At 54.2% G+C, this 22,815-nt stretch carries 21 protein-coding genes; 10 read left to right on the top strand and 11 right to left on the bottom strand.

The features are described 5' to 3' along the window. Nucleotides 1-19: 19 nt before the first annotated feature. Nucleotides 20-1,558 (bottom strand): aldehyde dehydrogenase AldB, encoded by a 1,539-nt coding sequence (gene aldB, locus P2W74_RS00615; RefSeq protein WP_276293501.1) that lies wholly within the window; start codon nucleotides 1,556-1,558, stop codon nucleotides 20-22. Nucleotides 1,559-1,677: 119 nt separating this feature from the next. Between aldB and P2W74_RS00610 the strand changes: the two genes are divergently transcribed. Continuing rightward, nucleotides 1,678-2,133 carry a VOC family protein gene (locus tag P2W74_RS00610; protein WP_276293500.1) on the top strand — a complete coding sequence of 152 codons (456 nt, stop codon included), beginning with the start codon at nucleotides 1,678-1,680 and terminating at the stop codon, nucleotides 2,131-2,133. Between the two features lie 81 nt (nucleotides 2,134-2,214). On the opposite strand, the gene yiaY is transcribed toward P2W74_RS00610, so the two are convergent. From yiaY to P2W74_RS00580, 6 genes are all read right to left on the bottom strand, one after another. Continuing rightward, nucleotides 2,215-3,366: an L-threonine dehydrogenase gene (gene yiaY / locus P2W74_RS00605; protein WP_276293499.1), complete on the bottom strand. Its 1,152-nt coding sequence runs from the start codon at nucleotides 3,364-3,366 to the stop codon at nucleotides 2,215-2,217. Nucleotides 3,367-3,556: 190 nt separating this feature from the next. Then, nucleotides 3,557-5,404: a selenocysteine-specific translation elongation factor gene (gene selB, locus P2W74_RS00600; RefSeq protein WP_276293498.1), complete on the bottom strand. Its 1,848-nt coding sequence runs from the start codon at nucleotides 5,402-5,404 to the stop codon at nucleotides 3,557-3,559. Next, nucleotides 5,401-6,792: an L-seryl-tRNA(Sec) selenium transferase gene (selA, locus tag P2W74_RS00595; protein WP_276293497.1), complete on the bottom strand. Its 1,392-nt coding sequence runs from the start codon at nucleotides 6,790-6,792 to the stop codon at nucleotides 5,401-5,403. Before selA ends, selB begins: the two co-directional genes overlap by 4 nt. 98 nt (nucleotides 6,793-6,890) lie before the next feature. Continuing rightward, on the bottom strand, nucleotides 6,891-7,499 hold the full coding sequence (locus P2W74_RS00590) for a glutathione S-transferase (RefSeq protein WP_203359600.1): 609 nt from the start codon (nucleotides 7,497-7,499) through the stop codon (nucleotides 6,891-6,893). Between the two features lie 91 nt (nucleotides 7,500-7,590). After that, nucleotides 7,591-8,727, bottom strand: a complete 1,137-nt coding sequence (locus tag P2W74_RS00585) for an HlyD family secretion protein (RefSeq protein ID WP_203359599.1) — start codon at nucleotides 8,725-8,727, stop codon at nucleotides 7,591-7,593. A 2-nt stretch (nucleotides 8,728-8,729) separates the two neighbouring features. Then, complete coding sequence (locus P2W74_RS00580) at nucleotides 8,730-9,092, bottom strand: DUF3302 domain-containing protein (RefSeq protein ID WP_276293496.1); 363 nt, start codon at nucleotides 9,090-9,092, stop codon at nucleotides 8,730-8,732. 535 nt (nucleotides 9,093-9,627) lie between these two features. Between P2W74_RS00580 and mtlA the strand changes: the two genes are divergently transcribed. The 3 genes from mtlA (at nucleotide 9,628) to mtlR (ending at nucleotide 13,426) form a co-directional block, all read left to right on the top strand. Continuing rightward, entirely contained in the window at nucleotides 9,628-11,544 is a 1,917-nt protein-coding gene (gene mtlA, locus P2W74_RS00575; protein WP_276293495.1) for a PTS mannitol transporter subunit IICBA, read from the top strand. Between the two features lie 143 nt (nucleotides 11,545-11,687). Further along, nucleotides 11,688-12,833, top strand: a complete 1,146-nt coding sequence (gene mtlD / locus P2W74_RS00570) for a mannitol-1-phosphate 5-dehydrogenase (protein WP_276293494.1) — start codon at nucleotides 11,688-11,690, stop codon at nucleotides 12,831-12,833. A gap of 5 nt (nucleotides 12,834-12,838) precedes the next feature. Next, the gene (gene mtlR / locus P2W74_RS00565) at nucleotides 12,839-13,426 is read left to right on the top strand and encodes a mannitol operon repressor MtlR (protein WP_276295273.1); all 588 of its coding nucleotides are present in this window, start codon (nucleotides 12,839-12,841) and stop codon (nucleotides 13,424-13,426) included. 12 nt (nucleotides 13,427-13,438) lie between these two features. Here the strand turns inward: mtlR and P2W74_RS00560 are convergent, their stop codons facing one another. After that, a complete protein-coding gene (locus P2W74_RS00560; protein ID WP_276293493.1) occupies nucleotides 13,439-13,648 on the bottom strand; it encodes a hypothetical protein in 210 nt (69 codons plus the stop codon). A gap of 289 nt (nucleotides 13,649-13,937) precedes the next feature. Here P2W74_RS00560 and P2W74_RS00555 point away from each other — a divergent pair, with 289 nt between their 5' ends. From P2W74_RS00555 to trmL, 6 genes are all read left to right on the top strand, one after another. Continuing rightward, complete coding sequence (locus tag P2W74_RS00555) at nucleotides 13,938-14,300, top strand: YibL family ribosome-associated protein (RefSeq protein ID WP_276293492.1); 363 nt, start codon at nucleotides 13,938-13,940, stop codon at nucleotides 14,298-14,300. A 253-nt stretch (nucleotides 14,301-14,553) separates the two neighbouring features. Then, on the top strand, nucleotides 14,554-16,209 hold the full coding sequence (gene lldP, locus P2W74_RS00550) for an L-lactate permease (protein WP_203359595.1): 1,656 nt from the start codon (nucleotides 14,554-14,556) through the stop codon (nucleotides 16,207-16,209). Then, nucleotides 16,206-16,982 carry a transcriptional regulator LldR gene (gene lldR, locus P2W74_RS00545; protein ID WP_276293491.1) on the top strand — a complete coding sequence of 259 codons (777 nt, stop codon included), beginning with the start codon at nucleotides 16,206-16,208 and terminating at the stop codon, nucleotides 16,980-16,982. Before lldP ends, lldR begins: the two co-directional genes overlap by 4 nt. Beyond that, entirely contained in the window at nucleotides 16,979-18,169 is a 1,191-nt protein-coding gene (lldD, locus tag P2W74_RS00540) for an FMN-dependent L-lactate dehydrogenase LldD (protein WP_203359594.1), read from the top strand. The genes lldR and lldD overlap by 4 nt, the downstream gene beginning before the upstream one ends. A gap of 199 nt (nucleotides 18,170-18,368) precedes the next feature. Then, the gene (locus P2W74_RS00535; RefSeq protein WP_276293490.1) at nucleotides 18,369-19,709 is read left to right on the top strand and encodes an MFS transporter; all 1,341 of its coding nucleotides are present in this window, start codon (nucleotides 18,369-18,371) and stop codon (nucleotides 19,707-19,709) included. Between the two features lie 46 nt (nucleotides 19,710-19,755). Then, nucleotides 19,756-20,229 carry a tRNA (uridine(34)/cytosine(34)/5-carboxymethylaminomethyluridine(34)-2'-O)-methyltransferase TrmL gene (gene trmL, locus P2W74_RS00530; RefSeq protein ID WP_276293489.1) on the top strand — a complete coding sequence of 158 codons (474 nt, stop codon included), beginning with the start codon at nucleotides 19,756-19,758 and terminating at the stop codon, nucleotides 20,227-20,229. Nucleotides 20,230-20,412: 183 nt separating this feature from the next. Here trmL and cysE read toward each other — a convergent pair whose 3' ends face one another. From cysE to secB, 3 genes are all read right to left on the bottom strand, one after another. Further along, nucleotides 20,413-21,234, bottom strand: coding sequence for a serine O-acetyltransferase (cysE, locus tag P2W74_RS00525; RefSeq protein WP_276293488.1), 822 nt, complete (start codon nucleotides 21,232-21,234; stop codon nucleotides 20,413-20,415). A gap of 79 nt (nucleotides 21,235-21,313) precedes the next feature. Beyond that, a complete protein-coding gene (gene gpsA / locus P2W74_RS00520) occupies nucleotides 21,314-22,333 on the bottom strand; it encodes an NAD(P)H-dependent glycerol-3-phosphate dehydrogenase (protein ID WP_276293487.1) in 1,020 nt (339 codons plus the stop codon). Next, nucleotides 22,333-22,800 (bottom strand): protein-export chaperone SecB, encoded by a 468-nt coding sequence (gene secB, locus P2W74_RS00515; protein ID WP_276293486.1) that lies wholly within the window; start codon nucleotides 22,798-22,800, stop codon nucleotides 22,333-22,335. Before secB ends, gpsA begins: the two co-directional genes overlap by 1 nt. Nucleotides 22,801-22,815: the final 15 nt, after the last annotated feature.

Here is a 22,815-nt window from a genome sequence, read left to right as displayed (position 1 = left end):
GCATGTTATAAAATAAATATCAGAACAATCCTAGCGGTTTATCAGAATAGCTCACCAGCAGACATTTGGTTTGCTGATAATGCTCGAGCATCATTTTGTGTGTCTCACGGCCAATGCCCGACTGCTTATAGCCCCCAAACGCGGCATGCGCGGGATAAGCATGATAACAGTTGGTCCACACGCGCCCGGCCTGAATGCCACGCCCCATTTTATAGGCCAGATTACCATTGCGGCTCCAGACCCCTGCGCCGAGGCCATATTGAGTGTCGTTAGCCAGCGCCAGCGCTTCATCCATCGTTTTGAAGGTTGTCACCGCCAGCACCGGGCCGAAGATCTCCTCCTGGAATACGCGCATATTGTTCTTACCAAACAGGATTGTCGGCTCGAGGTAATACCCCTCTTTTAACTCGCCTTCCAGCTGCTTGCGTCGCCCGCCAGTCAGGATATCAGCCCCTTCTTTCTTACCAATATCAATGTAATTCAGAATGGTTTCCATCTGACCATGAGAGACCTGCGCCCCCATCTGCGTCACGCTGTCGAGCGGGTTACCACTGCGGATGCTCTCCACCCGGCGAATCGCCCGTTCCATAAAGCGCTCATAAATGGATTCCTGCACCAGCGCACGACTCGGGCAGGTACAGACCTCGCCCTGGTTAAATGCGAAGAGGGCAAAGCCTTCCAGCGCCTTGTCAAAGAACGCATCTTCTTCATCCATCACATCAGCAAAGAAGATATTCGGGGATTTTCCTCCCAGCTCCAGCGTCACTGGAATAATGTTCTGCGTGGCATACTGCATGATCTGCTGGCCAACTTCCGTTGAACCGGTAAACGCCACTTTTGCGATGCGCTTCGAGGTTGCCAGATATTCACCGATCTCCCCGCCCGCACCGTTAACCACGTTCACCACGCCCGGCGGCAACAAATCACCAATGATTTCCATCAACAACAGCACCGAAAGCGGTGTCAGACGCGCAGGTTTGAGCACCACACAGTTGCCCGCCGCCAGCGCTGGCGCCATTTTCCAACTTGCCATCAGCAGTGGGAAGTTCCACGGAATGATTTGTCCCACCACGCCAAGCGGTTCATGAAAATGGTAAGCGACCGTGTCGCTGTCCACTTCACTGATACCGCCTTCCTGCGCACGAATACAAGAGGCAAAATAGCGGAAATGGTCGATCGCCAACGGCACGTCGGCAGCGCTGGTTTCACGAATCGGTTTGCCGTTGTCCCAGGTTTCCGCCGTTGCCAGCAACTCCAGATTTTGCTCCATACGATCGGCAATTTTGAACAGAATGGCAGCGCGATCCTGTACAGAGGTATGCGCCCATTTGTCTTTTATCTTATGGGCAGCATCAAGCGCCAGATCGATATCTTTTTTGCCGGAAGAGGCCACTTCACATAGCAGCTGCCCGGTCACAGGCGTCAGGTTCTGATAGTACTCACCGTCTGCAGGCGCAACCCAGTCGCCACCGATAAAGTTGTCGTAGCGGGCTTTTAACTTCAGAGGATAACCATATTCGCCGGGCTGGATACGTGTTGAAGGGGGATTATTGGTCATGACCATCTCCTTGCTGTAGGGGTACTACAAAGGTAGACTGAGCTGGTGAAATCTTCGCCAGACGGTTACAGCTTTACGACTGCGGTCACGTTATCTGTAGTACCTTTCAAGGGGTGAACATGAAACAAGATATTCCCGGCGTTGAGGTTCTGTTTGTGGCTGGATTTGGCCCCATCACGCGTAGTACTGACGCCAGCACATCGTTTTACAAAACGTCATTGGGTTTGCCGCTTAAAGAGATGGAGGGCAATGAGGAATACCTCCTTACCGAAGTCGACCAACTGGCGGGGGTGAATCATTTTGCGCTCTGGCCTCTCTCGCAGGCGGCAATCTCCTGCTTTGGTCACGAGCAGTGGCCTTCAGACCTGCTGGTTCCGCAAGCGTGGATTGAATTTGAGGTACGTGATATCGACGCCGCCACACAGGCGTTGATTGGTCAGGGTTACGAGCTGTTAATTGCTAACCGTATAGAGCCATGGGGGCAAACCGTGACCCGCTTGCTCAGCCCAGAAGGTTTACTGGTCGGGGTGACTATTACGCCATGGCTGCGAGAAGGGATTAAAAACGCGGGCTGATGATCTTTGCCGGATGGCGGTTTCACCTTATCCGGCCTATAAATCATACGATTCATAGGCCGTATCACCCTCCGCGATTATTTACATGGCAGCACGATAAATTGCCATGATCTCCTCGTGGGTCGCCTGAATCGGGTTGGTCAGGCCGCAGGCATCTTTCAGCGCATTGGTCGCCAGTACCGGAAAATCTTCTTCTTTCACGTTCAGATCTCGCAGACCCGCCGGAATATTCACCTGCTGTGCCAGTTCACGAATCGCGGCGATACAGGCTTGCGCGCCTTCCGCTTCGCTCATAGCGGCTACGTTCACACCCATCGCCGCCGCGCAATCACGCAGACGCCCCGCCGCAACCTGGCTGTTAAACACCTGGACGTGCGGCAGCAATATGGCGTTACACACGCCATGCGGCAGGTTGTAGAAACCGCCGAGCTGGTGCGCCATCGCATGTACATAGCCAAGAGACGCGTTGTTAAACGCCATTCCCGCCAGGAACTGCGCATAGGCCATCGCTTCACGCGCCTGCGCGTTGCTGCCATCTTCAACCGCAGTCGGCAGATTCTCAGCAATCATGGTGACGGCTTTCAGAGCACATGCATCGGTAATCGGCGTGGCGGCGATGGAAACATACGCTTCAATAGCGTGGGTTAACGCATCCATGCCGGTCGCGGCGGTCAGCGATTTCGGCATACCGACCATCAGCGAAGAGTCGTTCACGGAGAGAAGCGGTGTGACGTGTTTATCCACAATCGCCATTTTAATGTGGCGCGCTTCGTCGGTGATAATGCAGAAGCGAGTCATTTCCGATGCTGTGCCTGCCGTGGTGTTGATGGCAATCATCGGCAACTGTGGTTTCGCGGAGCGATCCACACCTTCATAATCACGGATATCGCCACCGTTAGCCGCCACTAGCGCAATACCTTTTGCGCAGTCGTGCGGAGATCCACCGCCCAGAGAAATCACGCTGTCGCACGCATTTTCTTCAAGCATTTTCAGCCCGGCGGCAACGTTTCCAGTGGTTGGGTTAGGCTGCGTACCATCATAAACCACGCTGAAAATATCACGTTCCTGCAGCGCTTTTTGAATTTCGCCCGCCATACCTAATTTTGTCAGCATGGTATCCGTGACAATTAACGTGCGGCGAAATCCATATTCCGCCATCGTATTCATCGCGTCTTTCAGTGAATCAGCGCCAATGATATTAACGGAAGGAATAAAAAATGTTGAAGCAGCCATAAGACTATCCTTAATTTCATCAATAAATCAGAAAAGCAGCATACGGAGTAATGTTTACTCAAAATATGATCAGCGTTGTTTTTTTCATAATGACGAAAATAAAAAAGCACATTCGGTTAATAACTGAACGTGCTTTATCCAAATCAATGTATTTTTTGTATTAATTTATGTCGTACATATATTAACCGTATCATTTCTTTTCAGGGAATAATAAAGCATCCCGTAACAGGTGATCATTTCCCCGGCGACGAGTAAAACCAATCCTGTCAAAATACTCCAGAATCTGAATGGCCAGTTTTCGCCCAACATTGAGTCGATCACGGAAATCAGCCGCACAGGTTGATCCTTTTTCCCGATCCAGGTCGCGGATCATATTGGCAAAAGAGACAATTCGATCGTTACGATAATAACGATCTTTCACGATTGCCGTGATCATCCCCTGCTGCGCAGCTTGTCGTAATACCTGACGCATGATTTGCTCATCTGCTCCGGTTTCCCGCGCCAGATCCCGTACCCACCAGGGTTCATCGCCAAACAGCGATTCGGTTTTGTGCCAGATGGCCTGTTGCTCGTCGCTGAACCCGGCTTTGTGATCGGGGAGATGCAACCACCCGTGATGGCTATGAATAACGCCGCTTTCCCGCATACGTTCGATCAGCAGCAGCACCAGCGCTTCGTCTTCCATTGGCAGCGCCATACGCCGCAGCCGCTCGCGTCCAGGTCCCGGTTCGTCACGATGCTGCTCATGGTAGGTCGCCAGCGTATCGAGGATTTTACGCTGCCAGCGGGCGGCGACAGGGGCGTTCAACAGACTGTATCCGGCCTGAATAAAATCAGGCTGATCAATAAGTTGACGCATACCCTCGCCATTGAGTTGGCGCGCCCACGCAAAATCGGGCAGATTGACGGCCCCACGCTCCAGATGAATCTCCAGCGCGGCGCTGTCATCCTGCGCATTTTCCAACGCCGACAGCCACTGTAAATAGTCGGGCTTACGTTTACCGCGGCGCGGCGGATTGAGCATCACAACGCGCGCCCCCGCCAACGTGGTGCGCGCGGAGATATCACGCAATACCAGGCGGTCGTTATCAGCAAGCCAGAGCGGAGTATCAAAAACCAGTTCAGCCAGCGAACCTTCCAGCAGGGAAACGCGCCCGGTCACATGGCTGGCGGCATGGTGGATATGCAGCGGCTGCCACTGCGTGAGCGGCGCCTGTTGTTCTAAAGAGACAATGACGCGGGTGAATGCCTCCGGCGGCGCATCGGAGAGCAGCCAGTCGCCACGGTTAAGCTGATCTTTTTCCGCGTCGCCGGCGATATTTAACGCGATACGCTGCCCGGCATGGGCGTGCTCAGTCGGCTGATTTTGCGCATGCAGGCTACGTACACGCATCGGTTTATTCACGCCAGTGAGCCACAACGTGTCGCCGACATTCACTTCGCCGCTGAGCGCTGTCCCGGTCACCACCAGTCCCGCGCCTTTCACCGTAAAGGCGCGGTCGAGGGCCAGACGGAAACTCTGATTGCTCGCATGGGCGCGCGAAGACAATTGCTGCAGATGTTCACGCAACGAGTCAATGCCGCGCCCTTCACTGGCTGCAGTCACAAAGAGCCTTGCCCCGGAAAAACCATAGTGGGTCAGCGTCGTCTTGATCTCTTCACGCACCTCTTCAATTCGCGTTTCATCCACGCGGTCAGCTTTGGTGAGTGCGACGGTGAGTTGCGGATTCCCCGTCAGTTTTAGGATCTGCAGATGCTCGCGCGTTTGCGCCATTACGCCATCGTCGCAAGCCACCACCAGCAGTGCGTGGTCAATACCGCCCACCCCCGCCAGCATGTTGGACAAAAATTTCTCGTGGCCTGGAACATCAATAAACCCCAGCACGCGACCATCCGCCTGCGGCCAGTAGGCATACCCCAGGTCGATGGTCATGCCGCGCTTTTTCTCTTCAGGCAGACGATCGGCATTCACACCCGTAATCGCCTGTAATAACGTTGTTTTACCGTGGTCAACGTGTCCGGCAGTGGCAATAATCATTTCAACATCAACTCCATAAACCGGGTTTCATCTTCAAGACAGCGCAAATCCAGCCATAAGCGGCCATCGTAAATGCGGCCAATGATTGGCGTGGGCAGCGTGCGCCAGCGCGCCGCCAACGCGTCGAGATGGCTTCCCCGCCCATCATGCGGGGTAAATGTCAGTGCCGCGCTGGGCAACCGATCAACAGGCAGTGAGCCGCTGCCAATCTGCGACAGACAGGGCATGACATTGACGGCAAACAGCCCTTCATAATGCGTGGCAAGCAACGGCTGTAACCTCTGCGCCTGTGCCTGAATCGCCGCTTCGCTGCGGGTTAACAGCCGCAGTGTCGGTAATTTCTCTGCTAATGCTTCCGGGTGCAGGTACAGACGCAGCGTCGCTTCCAGCGCCGCGAGGGTCATTTTATCCGCCCGTAGCGCGCGTTTAAGAGGATGACGTTGCAAACGGGCAATCATCTCTTTCTTACCGACAATAATCCCGGCCTGCGGTCCACCCAGCAGTTTGTCGCCAGAAAAACTCACCAGGCTAACGCCAGCAGCAATCAATTGCTGCGGCATCGGCTCTTTCGGCAAACCGTACTGGCTCAGATCCACCAGTGAACCGCTGCCCAGATCCGTCACCACCGGAATATCCCGTTCCATCCCGATCGCCGCTAATTCAGCTTCATCCACCGAGTGGGTAAATCCTTCGATGCTGTAGTTACTGGTATGCACTTTCATCAACAGGCCGGTGTTCTCGTTCACCGCCTGGCGATAATCGTTTGCATGCGTCCGGTTGGTCGTCCCCACCTCATGCAGCGTACACCCGGCCTGACGCATGACATCCGGAATGCGGAACGCGCCGCCAATTTCTACCAGTTCACCACGGGAAACGATCACCTCTTTACCGTTGGCCATCGCCGCCAGCATCAGCAGCACCGCCGCCGCGTTGTTATTGACGATACAGGCGTCTTCCGCACCGGTAATGCGGCACAACAGGTCAGCTAACGCACGGTCGCGATGCCCGCGACCTGCATCATCCAGGTCATACTCCAGCGTGACCGGAGAGCGCATCGCATCAGCGACGGCTTCAATAGCCTCTTGCGCCTGAATCGCACGCCCGAGATTGGTGTGTAGTACCGTTCCCGTCAGGTTGAACACCGGACGCAAGGCACTTTGCGATTCTTTTTCCAGCCGGGTTTTCGCCTCCAGCGCCCAGTTTTCACTCCATACCGGCAATGCCTGCGCGTCCCGTATCATCTCTCTGGCTTCATCGAGCATCTGGCGAAGCAACTCCACCAGTTGGGTATGTCCGTGAAGGTCACGTAAAGAAAGAAAGGCGCTATCACGCAATAAGCGATCAATAGCGGGAAGCTGACTGTAAAGCGAACGCGTTTCGGTTGTCATGAAAAAGCCTGGCTGTTGGTGGCCCTCTCCGGTGCGGAGAGGGAGGTAGACATAGGGGGGATTGTACCGTGAGTTTAATCAGGCGGACATAATACGCGTCAAGCCTTTGGCGGTTCCGTGCGCGCGAAGCTTTCGCGACTAAAGAGTGTTTCGACCAGTTTGACTAACTGCGGTCTGTCCACACACCAGCCCGGCGCCACGCGGCGAAAGTTGAGGTAGCCCACCGCGCAGGCAATCGCGATAGTGGCCAGGTTTACCGTATCGGTGGTGATCGTCCCCTTCGCGAGATAGCCCTCCAGCGCATCCAGACTGCGGTTGATCTTCTCCCGCTGGCGCAGCAGCTCCGTTTCTGATTGCTGTGCTGCAGGCCGCGCCTGTTCACGAACAGAAACCAGCCCAGCGTCCATGATTCCGTCCGCCAGCGCTTCAATCTGCCGAACTTTCAGTGACGCCATCGGTTCACGCGGCAGCATGGCCGGAGCGATATCCAGCAATTCGATATATTCCGCAATGATGGGCGAATCGAACCAGAACTCCCCATCATCAGTCACCAGCGCGGGGACTTTGCCCAGCGGGTTATAATCCGCCACGCTATTTTCTGCGTTGTAAGGGAGTTCATTAACAAATTCGAAGGTGATGCCCTTTTCCAGCAACAGAATGGAAATTTTGCGTACAAATGGGCTGGTGTAGCTGCCGATGAGTTTCATGTTCAGTCCTTTTTGCCAACAAAAATATCAGTATGGCTCAGGATTGAGCAAAAGGCAGGTGATGCTTATCGCACGCCTGCCTTTCATTTCATTAGTGATCCAAATAGAGATAGTGCATCCAGCTGGTCATGCGCAGCAATACCTTACGCATGACGGACACATGGGCGAAATGGTCAGAGTAAACAGCCACCTGCGCATAGATACCATCGGGTAATGCTTCTACTTCGGCGTTCGGATCCAAATCAATCAGCGCGAGGACGCCATCCGTTCCCGGAACCACCGTCAGCGACTGCAATACCCCCTGAGCCTGATAAGAACCGCCGGGGACCACCGGCAAAACGCTGTTCAGTTTGCCGTGAAAAACTTGCCCTGGCAGCGCGTTGAACACCACTTCCGCATCATCGCCCGCTTCAAGACGTAACAACGAGTTTTGGCGGAATTGTGCAACGATTTGTCGTTTTTGCTCAGGAATAAATACCATCACCGGGCGTAACGGTAGCGCGGCCGCATAGGTACCAGGACGGATAAGCACCTGGGTGACATAGCCGTTGCTGGGCGCGCGAATCACCGTTTGTTCAAGGTTATACCTGGCTTCCGCCAGTTGTGCTCTCAGGCTGACGATCTGCGACTGCTCGCCGTTGACCATACTGTCTAACTGACTCTGAATTTGCGCTTGTTCTGCAACGGAGCCTTTTACCATGGCATCCTGTGCCAGATAGTTTTGCCGCGCATTATCGATATCGCTTTCAGAGAAAGGATTCACCTTCGCCTGGCTGCCTTTCAGGTAACGCTGATAATCTTTGAACAGCCGATCGCGTTCGGCGGATACCCGCGTGGTATTCGCCTGCGCTTCAGCGAGTTGCGCTTTTAACGTCTGTATATTATGCGTTTCCGTCACCAGGTCAGCCTGCAGGCGATCGACCCGCGCCTGATAACGAACAGGGTCGAGTTTAAACAACACCTCACCCTTTTTAATCAACTGATTATTTTTATCCGTCACTTCGCTAACAATGCCGGTGACCTGCGGCGTAATCGGGATGGAAATAACCGCTTTCTGTGCCGTAAAGGTGTAGGGGTGGTTGTAGTTCATTAAGAGAATGAGCCCACTCACCAAAAATACACCGCCTAACGCTGCCGTTGCCAACGTCCATTGATTGACCGGGATCCTGAAAATCTTAAATACCGCCCACGCCAACGCCACGTAGGTCAACACAATCAGCAGATCCATGATTAGCGCTCCACAGAGGAATCGTCGTCGGGGGTTTGTACCCGGGCCAGTTTTTGTTCTAGCTGTGTAATACGCTCTGACAGCGCGGCAATGTCGGGGTCAGGCTCCTGCCCTGGCGGCCTGGCGTGTGATTGCATGCCCCAGCCTCGTTCTGGCTGATACAGCGTTGCCCAAATCCACAGAAACGGCCAGATAACATGCAGCGTAAACAAGCTTACCCAGCCTGCCGTATGAATGGCGTCGGCATGAGGGTGATTGCGCTTTTTCGCAATCAAATAGGGGATATCGTGAATCGCGATGATTCCGTAAAACAGAACCAGGAAAACGAAGATCAGCACTCCCAACGCGAAATAATTTAGAAACATACCTGCCTCGCGTTCACGTTTAATAAGAGTTTTAAATTGCAGGCAGCCGATGACTGTCATGGCTGATGTTTTGAACATAATTCGAAATCGCCATTTTAGCCATAGCACGAAATGCTAAATTTTCGGGGTGAGAGGTTGCTCAATTTCAGGGCGGTTAAAGAGGATGGTAGAACCTGCGATGGATCACATCCACTCACCGTCGCGGCAAAAATATCTTGTGATTTACATCACAAAAATTCAACAAACCATCGAAATGAAATGGTGACCACCATCACATTTAATTGCCATTTTTTGCCGCTTCGGTCATTTTGTTGTTTTTTCACACCGCTTTATTGTGACCAATATCACATCAAATGCCGACCTACCCCCTATATTTATGTGACAAAAATCACACAACAGGCCATCGACTGGACAGTTGAGCGATTCGGTGCCAGATTTCGCAGTATCTCCAGGGTCCGGCTACCTCTGCCGCCACATTAACAATAATCCTCGGGCTTCCAGCCTGCGCGACAGCAACATAAGAAGGGGTGTTTTTATGTCATCCGATATTAAGATCAAAGTGCAAAGCTTTGGTCGATTCCTCAGCAACATGGTGATGCCAAATATCGGCGCGTTTATCGCGTGGGGTATTATCACCGCATTATTCATTCCAACAGGGTGGTTGCCGAACGAAACGCTGGCGAAGCTTGTTGGACCGATGATCACCTACCTGTTGCCGTTGCTGATAGGTTTCACCGGCGGCCGTCTGGTCGGTGGCGATCGCGGTGGTGTGGTGGGTGCAATCACCACCATGGGTGTTATCGTTGGTGCGGATATGCCAATGTTCCTCGGCGCGATGATCGCAGGTCCGTTGGGTGGCTGGGCAATCAAACATTTCGATGGCTGGGTGGACGGTAAGATCAAGTCCGGTTTTGAGATGCTGGTGAATAACTTCTCCGCTGGCATCATCGGTATGATCCTCGCCATTCTGGCGTTCCTCGGCATTGGTCCGCTGGTTGAAGCACTGTCCAAAATTCTGGCTGCTGGCGTTAACTTCATGGTTGTCCACGACATGCTGCCGCTGGCCTCCATCTTCGTTGAACCGGCGAAAATCCTGTTCCTCAACAACGCCATCAACCACGGTATCTTCTCACCTCTGGGCATTCAACAGTCCCATGAGATGGGCAAATCCATCTTCTTCCTGATTGAAGCGAACCCAGGTCCGGGGATGGGCGTTCTGCTGGCGTACATGTTCTTCGGTCGCGGCAGCGCTAAGCAGTCAGCTGGCGGTGCGGCAATCATCCACTTCCTGGGTGGTATTCACGAAATTTACTTCCCGTATGTGCTGATGAACCCACGCTTGATCCTCGCCGTTATCCTTGGCGGTATGACGGGTGTGTTCACGCTGACCATTCTCAACGGCGGTCTGGTTTCACCGGCCTCTCCGGGTTCCATTCTGGCGGTACTGGCGATGACGCCAAAAGGCGCCTACTTCGCGAACATCGCAGCAATCTGTGCGGCGATGGCGGTCTCCTTCGTTGTCTCTGCCATTCTGCTGAAAACCAGCAAAGTGAAAGAGGAAGAGGACGATATCGACGCGGCAACCCGCCGTATGCACGACATGAAAGCTGAGTCTAAAGGTGCCTCTGCGCTGACCGCAGGTGATGTCACCAACGACCTGAGCCACGTGCGTAAAATCATCGTTGCCTGCGATGCCGGTATGGGTTCCAGTGCGATGGGCGCAGGTGTGCTGCGTAAAAAAGTGCAGGATGCAGGGCTGAGCCACATCTCTGTCACCAACAGCGCAATCAACAGCCTGCCGCCGGATGTGGACCTGGTGATCACCCACCGCGATCTGACCGAGCGTGCGATGCGCCAGGTGCCTCAGGCGCAGCATATTTCGCTGACTAACTTCCTGGACAGCGGTCTGTACTCCAGCCTGACCGAGCGTCTGGTTGCGGCACAGCGCCACAACGTCAACGAAGAGAAAGTTCGCGATCATCTGAAAGACAGCTTTGACGAAGGCGACAACAACCTGTTCAAGCTGAGTGCGGAAAACATCTTCCTGGGTCGCAAAGCGGCGACGAAAGAAGAAGCGATTCTCTTTGCCGGTGAGCAACTGGTGAAAGGCGGCTATGTAGAGCCGGAATACGTTGCTGCGATGCTGGAACGCGAAAAGCTGACCCCGACCTATCTGGGCGAGTCTATCGCAGTTCCACACGGTACCGTTGAAGCCAAAGACCGCGTGCTGAAAACGGGAGTAGTGTTCTGCCAGTACCCGGAAGGCGTTCGCTTTGGCGAAGAAGAAGACGACATTGCCCGTCTGGTCATTGGTATCGCTGCGCGCAACAACGAGCACATCCAGGTGATTACCAGCCTGACCAACGCACTGGATGATGAATCCGTGATCGAACGTCTGGCGCACACCACCAGCGTGGATGAAGTCCTGGAACTGCTGGCAGGTCGTAAGTAAGTCGCGTAGCCCGATGACGCTAACGCTAATCGGGCCTACGTCCTACTCTCTCCCGTTACGGGAGAGGGTTAGGGTGAGGGGGAGCGTTTTGCTGTCCCTCACCCCAGCCCTCTCGGGTAAAAACATTAATGAAGGTTAACACTATGAAAGCATTACATTTTGGCGCAGGTAATATCGGTCGTGGCTTTATCGGCAAACTGCTGGCCGACGCGGGGATACAACTGACTTTCGCGGATGTAAATCAGGTGGTGCTCGACGCCCTGAATGCCCGTCATAGCTATCAGGTTCATGTTGTGGGTGAAAATGAGCAGGTCGAAACCGTTTCCAACGTGAATGCCGTAAGCAGCATTGGTGACGAGGTCATTGATCTGATCGCGCACGTCGATATTGTGACCACTGCGGTTGGGCCGGTGGTGCTGGAGCGTATTGCACCGGCGGTCGCCAAAGGTCTGGTGAAACGCAAAGCGCAGGGCATCGAAACCCCGCTGAACATCATCGCCTGCGAAAACATGGTGCGTGGCACCACCCAACTGAAAGGCCATGTGATGAATGCGCTGCCAGAGGAAGATAAAGCCTGGGTTGAGCAGCATGTGGGCTTTGTGGATTCCGCCGTAGACCGTATTGTTCCGCCTTCGGCTTCGGCCACTAACGATCCGCTGGAAGTGACCGTAGAAACCTTCAGCGAATGGATTGTCGACAAGACCCAGTTCAAAGGCGAACTGCCGAACATCCCAGGTATGGAATTAACTGATAACCTGATGGCATTTGTCGAACGTAAACTCTTCACGCTGAACACCGGGCATGCTATAACCGCGTACCTCGGAAAATTGGCAGGTCATCAGACCATCCGTGACGCGATTCTCGATGAGAAAATCCGTGCGGTGGTAAAAGGCGCGATGGAAGAGAGCGGCGCGGTGCTGATCAAACGCTACGGCTTTGATGCGGATAAACACGCTGCATACATCCAGAAAATCCTTGGTCGCTTTGAAAACCCGTATCTGAAAGATGACGTTGAGCGTGTGGGACGTCAGCCGCTGCGTAAACTGAGCGCGGGCGACCGTCTGATTAAACCGCTGCTCGGGACGCTGGAATATGCGCTGCCGCACGCCAATCTGGTCAAAGGGATTGCCGGCGCGATGCACTATCGCAGCGACGAAGACCCACAGGCTCAGGAACTGGCTGCACTGATTGAAGAGAAAGGCCCGCAGGCGGCGCTGGCACAGGTTTCCGGACTGGATGCTAATAGCGATGTCGTTGCCGAGGCGGTTAACGCGTATAACGCAAAGTAATTATGATGCCGTACCAGGCGCAGGGCATCCTGTGCCTGAATAATAGATTGTCAGATATGCAGCCAATAATGGAACAAACCCAGGCCTTTGAAAACCGTGTGCTTGAACGTCTGAATGCTGGCAAGACCGTACGGAGTTTCCTGATCACCGCCGTGGAGCTACTCACCGAGGCGGTGAATATTCTGGTGCTTCAGGTATTCCGCAAAGACGATTACGCGGTGAAATATGCTGTAGAACCGTTGCTCGACGGTGACGGACCGCTGGGCGATCTTTCTGTGCGTCTGAAGCTCATCTATGGCTTAGGTGTTCTCAGCCGTCCGGAATATGAAGATGCAGAGCTATTGATGGCGCTGCGTGAAGAGCTGAATCACGACGGCAATGAGTACGCATTTACGGATGACGAAATCCTCGGCCCATTTGGCGAGCTACACTGCGTGATGGCGCTTCCGCCGCCGCCGCATTTCGACACCTCTGACCCGAGTTTGTATGCCATGCAAATTCAGCGCTACCAACAAGCAGTACGCTCAACCATGGTGCTTTCTCTGACCGAGCTGATTTCCAAAATCAGCTTAAAAAAAGCATTTCAGAAATAACCCGGCGCAGACCTACTGATTTTCTTCCCGCTTTGGCTTGTATATCTGTCGATAATATTCCAGCCGCTGCAGATACATCTGCACATTCTCTTGCGGCACCTCAGCAGGGACAACATTACGCGGCGGCGTTTTATTCAGATACTCCCGGAAAGCCTGACTGGAAGCCATAAAATCTACAGTCTTATCAATAAGAGCTGATGCATTCTCACCGATTTTTCCCATGATTAACCCTCCATGAATTCTCCGCGTTTCACGGACGCGGTTGCCTATTGCAGTTTAGGATCAGATGAATGATGACATTGAGGAAAACGTGCTTAATCGTAAACCGATAAATTAATCTTCACATCCTCCCCTTTTTCTATAAAATTCTTATTTAATCAGTCCACTATGAAAATTAGTTAGCATCATAATACTCGCAGTATTTGATTATTTTTATCCCATTAGTTGTGAATAATACCGCTCTGCGCGCATACTATGGGATATTCATCCTATTTCTATCAGAAGCTATCCCATGAAAGAAGTCGAAAAAAACGAAATTAAACGCCTCAGCGATCGCCTGGATGCCATCCGCCACCAGCAGGCCGATCTCTCCCTGGTCGAGGGTGCCGAGAAGTACGCCGAACTGGAACAAGAAAAAGCAACCCTGGAAGCTGAAATTGCGCGTCTGCGCGACGTTCACAGCCAAAAGCTGAGTAAAGAAGCGCAGAAATTGATGAACCTGCCGTTTCGTCGTGCGATTACCAAAAAAGAACAAGCTGACATGGGCAAGCTGAAGAAAAGCGTCCGTGGTCTGGTGGTAGTACACCCGATGACAGCGTTAGGTCGCGAAATGGACCTGCAAGAGATGACCGGTTTCGCGAAGACCGAATTCTGATCTGCTGCCGGGTAGCCGCCATGCTTACCCGGCCCCTCCGATTGGCCCTACCAATTCCCGCTTAATCCGCTCAGTGGTTCACACTTCCCCAAAATTTCATTACACTATCGTTGCCAATAAATAACATTTAGTTAACCATTCATTGTCATTATCCCTACACAACAATATTGGCAGGACCACTTTTACACAGAATGTGACTTAGAGATGAGCACAGACTCATTGCATTGTGTGCGTGGCCCTCAGGAGACCTGCAATGAATCTCTGGCAGCAAAACTACGATCCGGCCGGGAATATCTGGCTTTCCAGTCTGGTAGCATCGCTCCCCATTCTGTTCTTTTTCTTCGCGCTGATTAAGCTCAAGCTGAAAGGCTATGTTGCCGCCTCGTGGACGGTGGTTATTGCGCTTACCGTGGCGCTGCTGTTCTACAAAATGCCTGTCGATCATGCGCTGGCCTCCGTGGTATACGGCTTCTTCTACGGGCTGTGGCCAATTGCCTGGATAATTATTGCCGCGGTATTCGTCTATAAAATCTCGGTGAAAACAGGCCAGTTCGACATCATCCGATCATCGATACTGTCGATCTCCCCTGACCAGCGTTTGCAGATGCTGATTGTCGGGTTCTGCTTCGGCGCATTCCTTGAGGGGGCGGCAGGTTTTGGCGCTCCGGTAGCGATTACCGCCGCGCTGCTTGTCGGCCTGGGTTTTAATCCGCTGTACGCAGCGGGACTGTGCCTGATTGTGAACACCGCGCCTGTGGCGTTTGGCGCGATGGGTATCCCTATTCTGGTTGCCGGTCAGGTCACCGGGCTGGACAGCTTTGAAATTGGCCAGATGGTGGGCCGCCAACTGCCGTTCCTGACCATTATCGTGCTGTTCTGGATCATGGCGATAATGGACGGCTGGCGCGGCGTGAAGGAAACCTGGCCTGCAGTAATGGTGGCTGGCGGTTCGTTTGCCATCGCCCAATATCTGAGTTCTAACTTTATTGGACCGGAGCTGCCTGACATCATCTCGTCACTGGTTTCTCTGGTGTGTCTGACCCTGTTCCTGAAACGCTGGCAGCCGGTACGCATCTTCCGCTTTGGCGATATGGGCGCGTCACAGGTCGATCAGACCCTGGCCCGTACAAACTACACCGCGGGGCAAGTGGTTCGCGCCTGGTCTCCGTTCCTGTTCCTGACGGCAACCGTGACGCTCTGGAGTATCCCACCGTTTAAAGCGCTGTTTGCGCCGGGCGGCGCAATGTACCACTGGGTGGTTAACATTCCGGTTCCGTATCTCGACAAACTGGTCGCCCGTATGCCGCCGGTGGTACACGAAGCCACCGCCTACGCTGCGGTCTACAAGTTCGACTGGTTCTCGGCCACCGGTACCGCCATTCTGTTTGCCGCATTGCTGTCAGTTGTCTGGCTGAAAATGAAGCCGTCTGCCGCCATCCAGACTTTCGGCAGTACCCTGAAAGATCTGGCGCTGCCGATTTACTCCATCGGGATGGTACTGGCGTTCGCCTTTATCTCTAACTATTCCGGTCTTTCCTCGACGCTGGCATTGGCACTGGCGCACACGGGCAGCGCTTTTACCTTCTTCTCACCGTTCCTTGGTTGGCTGGGTGTATTCCTGACCGGGTCAGATACCTCTTCGAACGCGTTGTTTGCCGCTCTACAGGCGACTGCCGCTCAGCAAATCGGTGTCTCTGATGTGCTGATGGTGGCCGCCAATACCACCGGTGGCGTTACCGGCAAGATGATCTCGCCGCAGTCCATCGCCATCGCCTGTGCGGCGGTCGGGCTGGTCGGCAAAGAGTCGGATCTGTTCCGTTTTACCGTTAAACACAGCCTGATTTTCACCTGTATGGTGGGCGTGATCACCACGCTTCAGGCCTATGTCCTGACCTGGATGATTCCATGATTGTGATGCCCAGACGCCTGTCAGACGAGGTTGCTTCTCGTGTGCGGGCGCTGATTGAAGAACAACAGCTGGAAGCGGGCATGAAATTACCCGCTGAGCGCCAGCTGGCCGTACAGCTTGGCGTGTCGCGCAATTCCTTGCGCGAGGCGCTGGCAAAACTGGTGAGCGAGGGCGTGCTGCTTAGCCGTCGCGGCGGCGGGACATTTGTCCGCTGGCAGCATGAATCCTGGTCCGAACAAAATATCGTTCAGCCGCTGAAGACCCTGATGGCAGATGACCCGGATTACAGTTTTGATATCCTGGAAGCCCGCCATGCGATCGAGGCCAGTACCGCCTGGCACGCCGCGATGCGCGCCACTGAGATCGATAAAGAAAAAATTAAGCTCTGCTTTGAAGCCACGCTGAGTGAAGACCCGGATATCGCCTCACAGGCGGATGTTCGCTTTCATCTCGCCATTGCCGAAGCCTCACACAACGTGGTGCTGCTGCAGACCATGCGAGGTTTCTTCGACGTACTGCACTCTTCGGTGAAACAGAGCCGCCAGCGTATGTATCTGGTTCCGCCAGTGTTTGCTCGTCTGACAGAGCAGCATCAGGCCATTCTCGACGCCATTATGGCAGGCGACGCGGAAGGCGCACGCCAGGCGATGATGGCCCACTTAGGTTTTGTCCACACCACGATTAAACGATTTGATGAAGACCAGGCCCGCCAGGCGCGAATCACCCGCCTGCCCGGAGACCATAATGATATTTCCAGGGAGAACAAAGCATGATTATTTCAGCAGCCAGCGATTATCGCGCCGCAGCCCAGCGCATTCTGCCCCCTTTCTTGTTCCACTATATTGACGGCGGCGCCTACGCGGAACACACCCTGCGCCGCAACGTGGAAGATTTGTCTGAGGTGGCACTTCGCCAGCGAGTCCTGAAAAACATGTCTGACTTAAGCCTGGAAACCACACTGTTTAATGAAAAGCTGTCGATGCCGGTTGCCTTGGCCCCGGTTGGGTTGTGTGGTATGTACGCCCGTCGCGGCGAAGTGCAGGCCGCCGCCGCCGCTGATGCCCACGGCATTCCGTTTACGCTTTCCACTGTTTCCGTCTGCCCGATAGAAGAAGTGGCGCCGACCATCAAACGCCCGATGTGGTTTCAGCTTTACGTGCTGCGCGACCGTGGCTTTATGCGCAACGCGCTGGAACGCGCGAAGGCAGCAGGCTGCTCAACCCTCGTCTTTACCGTCGATATGCCGACACCGGGGGCGCGCTACCGTGACGCTCATTCAGGCATGAGCGGCCCGAATGCCGCACTGCGCCGCTACTGGCAGGCGGTAACCCATCCGCAATGGGCGTGGGATGTCGGCCTGAATGGTCGCCCGCACGATTTAGGCAATATTTCCACCTATCTGGGAAAACCGACCGGACTGGAAGATTACATTGGCTGGCTGGCGAACAACTTCGATCCCTCTATCTCCTGGAAAGACCTCGAGTGGATCCGTGAGTTCTGGGACGGCCCGATGGTGATCAAAGGGATCCTCGATCCGGAAGATGCCCGCGACGCAGTGCGCTTCGGCGCCGATGGCATTGTAGTGTCTAACCACGGCGGTCGTCAGCTTGATGGCGTGCTCTCCTCCGCGCGCGCCCTGCCCGCCATCGCCGATGCGGTGAAGGGTGATATCGCCATTCTGGCCGACAGCGGTATTCGTAACGGTCTGGACGTCGTACGCATGGTCGCGCTGGGTGCTGATACCGTGCTGCTGGGACGTGCTTATCTTTACGCGCTGGCCACGGCAGGACAAGCGGGCGTGGCCAACTTACTGAATCTGATCGAAAAAGAGATGAAAGTGGCAATGACGCTGACCGGTGCAAAAACGATTAGCGAAATCAGCCGTGATTCTCTGGTGCAGGAGCTCGGAAAAAGCCTGCCTGCCGCGCTGACGTCACTGACCCGTGGTGACGCCGCGTAACTCAGCCCCCGCTTAACATCCTCTGTTCCCGAATGGCCGGTCTGATTTTCAGTCCGGCCATTTTTAATTCAAAAATAACGATTAGTTAACATTTACACCAAATTAATTTGACAATTTTTTGTGCGATCGCAAATGTATATACAAGCAAATACAAGAGCAATTCACACACACATCCAACATCACAACGGGCGAGGGTTACATGGTGTATTCCGGTAAAGTGAATATCCAGCAGGCGATAGATGACACTCCTTTTTCGCGCTTTCACTGGGTGATTATCGTATTGGGATTTCTGGTTCTGGCCATCGACGGATTCGATACGGCGGCGATGGGTTATATTGCTCCCACGCTCTCTGCCGACTGGGGGATTCAGAAGCAGGATCTCGGGCCCGTATTAAGCGCTGCGCTGCTGGGGCTGTCACTCGGGGCGCTGGTCGCCGGGCCGATGTCAGATCGCATTGGGCGTAAACGCGTGCTGGTTTTTTCCTGCCTGTTTTTTGGCCTTGCCAGTCTGGGCACCGCGTATGCGCAATCGCTGAATATGCTGACGCTCTGGCGGTTCCTCACCGGGCTCGGACTGGGTGCCGCAATGCCCAACGCAATTACGTTAGTGTCGGAATTTGCGCCAAAGCGTTGCCGTTCGATGACGATTAACGCGATGTACTGCGGTTTTCCTCTTGGCGCTGCAGGGGGCGGGGCAATCTCTTCCTGGCTTATCCCCAACTACGGCTGGCACAGCGTGCTGCTGGCGGGTGCAATCGCCCCGCTGGTCTTAACCGTATTACTGGTGCTATTCCTGCCGGAGTCGGTCAAATATCTGGTTCATCGGGGTAAAGACATCGCGCAAATCAGACGTGTCGCCCAGCGTTTCATCACGGGCAATCTTGAGCAGGTCACCCAGTTTTATCTGGATGAAGAACGCACTGCAGACAAAAAGGGCAGCGTGGCGCAACTGTTCAGCATGCCCTGGCTACCCGGCACGCTGATGCTCTGGACGACCTACTTTATGGGGCTGGTTATCTACTACGTGTTACTGAGCTGGATGCCGACGCTGATGCTGGGAATGGGTTACCCTCTCGCGGAATCGGCGTGGCTCACCTCGCTGTTCACCTTCGGCGGTACGGCAGGGATCCTGTTGGCAGGCTGGATGATGGACCGCTGGGAAGCGCACAAAGTGGTCACCACCGGTTTTATCCTGACCATGCTGTTCGCCCTTGCGCTCGGGTTTGAAAACAACCACATCATCCTGTTTGGCGCGCTGATCTTCCTGATGGGGATCACCATGAACGGCGCGCAATCCGGCCTACAGACGCTGGCGGCAACGTTCTATCCTACCCACTGCCGCGCAACGGGAATCGCATGGATGCAGGGCGTCGGACGCTTTGGCGGCGTGGCCGGAACCATGACCAGCGCGCAATTGCTCTCTCTGCAATGGCAGGCCGACAGTATCCTGATGTTTCTCAGCCTGCCGGCGCTCGTGGCCGCTGCCGCCACGCTTTATAAACTGCAACGCTACAAGCTACAACGCCTGACCGTCGCATAGTACCGGTGATTTCTGCTATTCTGCCCCCCGCACTCAAGGGGGCAGTATGCTAAACATCGTTCTATTCGAACCAGAAATCCCGCCAAATACGGGCAACATCATTCGTCTTTGCGCCAACACTGGCTTTCGTCTGCATATTATTGAACCGATGGGGTTCACCTGGGACGACAAGCGCTTGCGCCGCGCAGGACTGGATTATCATGAGTTCGCCGCGGTAAAACGCCACCACGATTACGACGCTTTTGTGGCGGCGGAAAATCCCCAGCGTCTGTTTGCACTGACCACCAAAGGTACACCGGCACACAGCGCAGCCAGCTATCAGGATGGCGACTATTTGATGTTTGGTCCGGAAACACGAGGTCTGCCCGCCAGCATTCTTGATGCCTTGCCCGCTGAACAAAAAATTCGCATTCCAATGATGCCGGACAGCCGCAGTATGAACCTGTCAAATGCAGTGTCGGTGGTGGTGTATGAAGCGTGGCGCCAGTTGGGGTATCCAGGGGCGGTATTGCGTAGTTGATTTTTGTCGGATGGCGGCTGACGCCTTATCCGACCTGTGAACGCATTTGCCATTTATTTTTCGGGCGTTATCGGCGCAGTCTGATTGGACACGGACTGCGTGCAGCCACCGGAGCGTACACGCAGTACGTGAGGATGGCGAGCACAGCCCCGGTTCAAGATGACAAGTAAGATAGTCCGAAAGTTAGATGCCGTCGCCGAACTCAAACGTATGGTGTATCCCATTGAAGTGCTGATCCATATCCATGGACGGCTTATCGCTGTCAGGTTTACCGACAATACGTGCCGGAACGCCTGCAGCGGTGGTGTGCGGCGGAACAGGCTGTAATACGACGGAACCTGCGCCGATCTTCGCGCCACGCCCGACTTCAATATTACCGAGGATTTTCGCCCCCGCGCCAATCATTACGCCTTCACGAATTTTCGGATGGCGGTCGCCGCCCGATTTACCGGTCCCGCCCAGCGTAACGGATTGCAGGATGGAAACATCGTTTTCAATGACCGCCGTTTCACCCACCACAATACCGGTGGCGTGATCGAGCATAATCCCACGGCCAATTTTTGCCGCCGGGTGAATATCGACCTGGAAAGTCACTGAAACCTGATTTTGCAGGAAAATCGCCAGCGCCCGGCGACCTTCATTCCACAGCCAGTGGCCAATACGGTACGCCTGCAGAGCATGAAAACCCTTCAGGTACAAAAGCGGGGTTGAGTATTTATCGACCGCCGGGTCACGAGTGCGCACCGCCTGAATATCGCAGGCCGCCGAGGCGATCATTTCCGGGTCTGCCGCGTAAGCTTCCTCCACCACCTCACGTATAGCTATCGCGGGCATGATGGACGAAGCCAGTTTATTCGCCAGCATATAACTGAGCGCACTGCCCAGATTCTCATGCTTGAGTAGCGTGGCGTGGTAAAAACTGGCCAGCATCGGCTCACAGTCCGCAAGTTGACGGGCTTCGGCTTTAATATTGTTCCAGACGATATCCAGTTCTTCACACGGCATTGCGGACTCCAGGTATTGAGGCTAACGACCGGCCCGTTCTTCGCGGGCCGGGTCATTTTGTTCAGACAGATCCTTGCGGCTAGTAGCTGCTACGCTCATCCTTGCGTGCACGACCTAATAAAGTCAATGCTGCCTCGCGCGCGTTTTTTCCGCAATACAATACTTGATAAATTTCCTCGGTTATTGGCATTTCGACACCAAAACGGTGCGCCAATTCACGAACTTCTTTCGTATTGCGATAGCCTTCAACCACCTGGCCAATCTTGTCCTGCGCACCTTGAACATCCATGCCCTGTCCGAGCATCATGCCAAAGCGGCGGTTACGCGACTGGTTGTCAGTACAGGTCAGCACCAGATCGCCCAACCCAGCCATCCCCATAAAGGTGGTCGGATCGGCGCCCAGTGCGGCGCCCAGACGTGTCATTTCGGTCAGCCCACGGGTGATTAACGCGGTACGCGCATTGGCGCCAAAACCGATACCGTCGGACATTCCCGCGCCAATCGCAATGACGTTTTTCACCGCGCCGCCTAGCTGTACGCCAATGAAATCCGGGTTGTTGTAAACACGGAAGCTTTTACCGCAGTGCAGCAATTGCTGCAGATCGTCAGCAAAAGCGTCATCCGTTGAAGCCAGGGAAATTGCCGTCGGTAAACCTGCAGCCAGCTCTTTGGCAAACGTCGGGCCAGAGATCACCGCGAGCGGAATTTCCGGTCCTAACGCTTCACGCGCGACATCCTGCAACAGGCGTCCCGTCTCCGCTTCCAGACCTTTTGTCGCCCATACCAGGCGCGCATCCGAGCGCATCAACGGTTTAATCTGACGCAGTACTTCGCCAAAGACATGGCTCGGCACCACGACCAGAATATTACGGCTGGCCGCCAGCGCAGTGGCTAAGTCACTTTCCAGGAGAAGCGTGTCAGGAAAAGGCACATCAGGGAGGAACGCGACATTGCAGCGATCGTGTTCAAGGGTCGCGATATGTTTAGGATCATGGCCCCACAGGACAACCTGGTGGCCATTTCTTGCCAGCGTGATGGCAAGAGCGGTGCCGTACGAGCCGGCACCGATCACAGTCATTGAAGCATTACTTTGGTTCATCAGGCATCCTGATGTTCTTCAGTACCTTCGCCAGCCTGCTGCTGTAAATAGTTCATGAACAGCGCATCAAAGTTGACCGGCGCAAGGTTCAGTTGCGGGAATGTACCGCGGGAAACCAGGCTGGTGATGCATTCGCGGGCATACGGGAACAAAATGTTCGGGCAGTATGCGCCCAGGCAATGCGCCATTTGAGTCCCTTCAATACCACTGACGGAGAAAATACCGCCCTGCTGAACTTCACACAGGAACGCCGTTTCTTCACCCAGGGAAGCCGTTACGGTGACACGCAGCACCACTTCATACACGTCATCTGCCAGTTGGGTCGATGCCGTATCAAGATCAAGTTTAACCTCTGGCTGCCAATCTTTCTGGAAAACATGCGGCGCATTTGGCGCTTCGAAAGAGACATCCTTGGTATAAATACGTTGGATCTGGAAAGCCATTTCAGTGTTGTTTTGTTCTGACATGTTTAGAAAACCCTT

The organism is Citrobacter enshiensis, from assembly GCF_029338175.1.
Classification (GTDB): Bacteria; Pseudomonadota; Gammaproteobacteria; order Enterobacterales; family Enterobacteriaceae; genus Citrobacter_D; species Citrobacter_D enshiensis.
The sequence above is the reverse complement of the archived record's forward strand: the minus strand, read 5'-3'. Positions and strand labels throughout refer to the sequence as shown.

Bases quoted from the DNA above. Each gene is read 5' to 3' on its own strand.
- aldB (WP_276293501.1), bottom strand. From the start codon at position 1,558: ATGACCAATAATCCCCCTTCAACACGTATCCAGCCCGGCGAATATGGT.
- P2W74_RS00610 (WP_276293500.1), top strand. From the start codon at position 1,678: ATGAAACAAGATATTCCCGGCGTTGAGGTTCTGTTTGTGGCTGGATTT.
- yiaY (WP_276293499.1), bottom strand. From the start codon at position 3,366: ATGGCTGCTTCAACATTTTTTATTCCTTCCGTTAATATCATTGGCGCT.
- selB (WP_276293498.1), bottom strand. From the start codon at position 5,404: ATGATTATTGCCACTGCCGGACACGTTGACCACGGTAAAACAACGTTA.
- selA (WP_276293497.1), bottom strand. From the start codon at position 6,792: ATGACAACCGAAACGCGTTCGCTTTACAGTCAGCTTCCCGCTATTGAT.
- P2W74_RS00590 (WP_203359600.1), bottom strand. From the start codon at position 7,499: ATGAAACTCATCGGCAGCTACACCAGCCCATTTGTACGCAAAATTTCC.
- P2W74_RS00585 (WP_203359599.1), bottom strand. From the start codon at position 8,727: ATGGATCTGCTGATTGTGTTGACCTACGTGGCGTTGGCGTGGGCGGTA.
- P2W74_RS00580 (WP_276293496.1), bottom strand. From the start codon at position 9,092: ATGTTTCTAAATTATTTCGCGTTGGGAGTGCTGATCTTCGTTTTCCTG.
- mtlA (WP_276293495.1), top strand. From the start codon at position 9,628: ATGTCATCCGATATTAAGATCAAAGTGCAAAGCTTTGGTCGATTCCTC.
- mtlD (WP_276293494.1), top strand. From the start codon at position 11,688: ATGAAAGCATTACATTTTGGCGCAGGTAATATCGGTCGTGGCTTTATC.
- mtlR (WP_276295273.1), top strand. From the start codon at position 12,839: ATGCCGTACCAGGCGCAGGGCATCCTGTGCCTGAATAATAGATTGTCA.
- P2W74_RS00560 (WP_276293493.1), bottom strand. From the start codon at position 13,648: ATGGGAAAAATCGGTGAGAATGCATCAGCTCTTATTGATAAGACTGTA.
- P2W74_RS00555 (WP_276293492.1), top strand. From the start codon at position 13,938: ATGAAAGAAGTCGAAAAAAACGAAATTAAACGCCTCAGCGATCGCCTG.
- lldP (WP_203359595.1), top strand. From the start codon at position 14,554: ATGAATCTCTGGCAGCAAAACTACGATCCGGCCGGGAATATCTGGCTT.
- lldR (WP_276293491.1), top strand. From the start codon at position 16,206: ATGATTGTGATGCCCAGACGCCTGTCAGACGAGGTTGCTTCTCGTGTG.
- lldD (WP_203359594.1), top strand. From the start codon at position 16,979: ATGATTATTTCAGCAGCCAGCGATTATCGCGCCGCAGCCCAGCGCATT.
- P2W74_RS00535 (WP_276293490.1), top strand. From the start codon at position 18,369: ATGGTGTATTCCGGTAAAGTGAATATCCAGCAGGCGATAGATGACACT.
- trmL (WP_276293489.1), top strand. From the start codon at position 19,756: ATGCTAAACATCGTTCTATTCGAACCAGAAATCCCGCCAAATACGGGC.
- cysE (WP_276293488.1), bottom strand. From the start codon at position 21,234: ATGCCGTGTGAAGAACTGGATATCGTCTGGAACAATATTAAAGCCGAA.
- gpsA (WP_276293487.1), bottom strand. From the start codon at position 22,333: ATGAACCAAAGTAATGCTTCAATGACTGTGATCGGTGCCGGCTCGTAC.
- secB (WP_276293486.1), bottom strand. From the start codon at position 22,800: ATGTCAGAACAAAACAACACTGAAATGGCTTTCCAGATCCAACGTATT.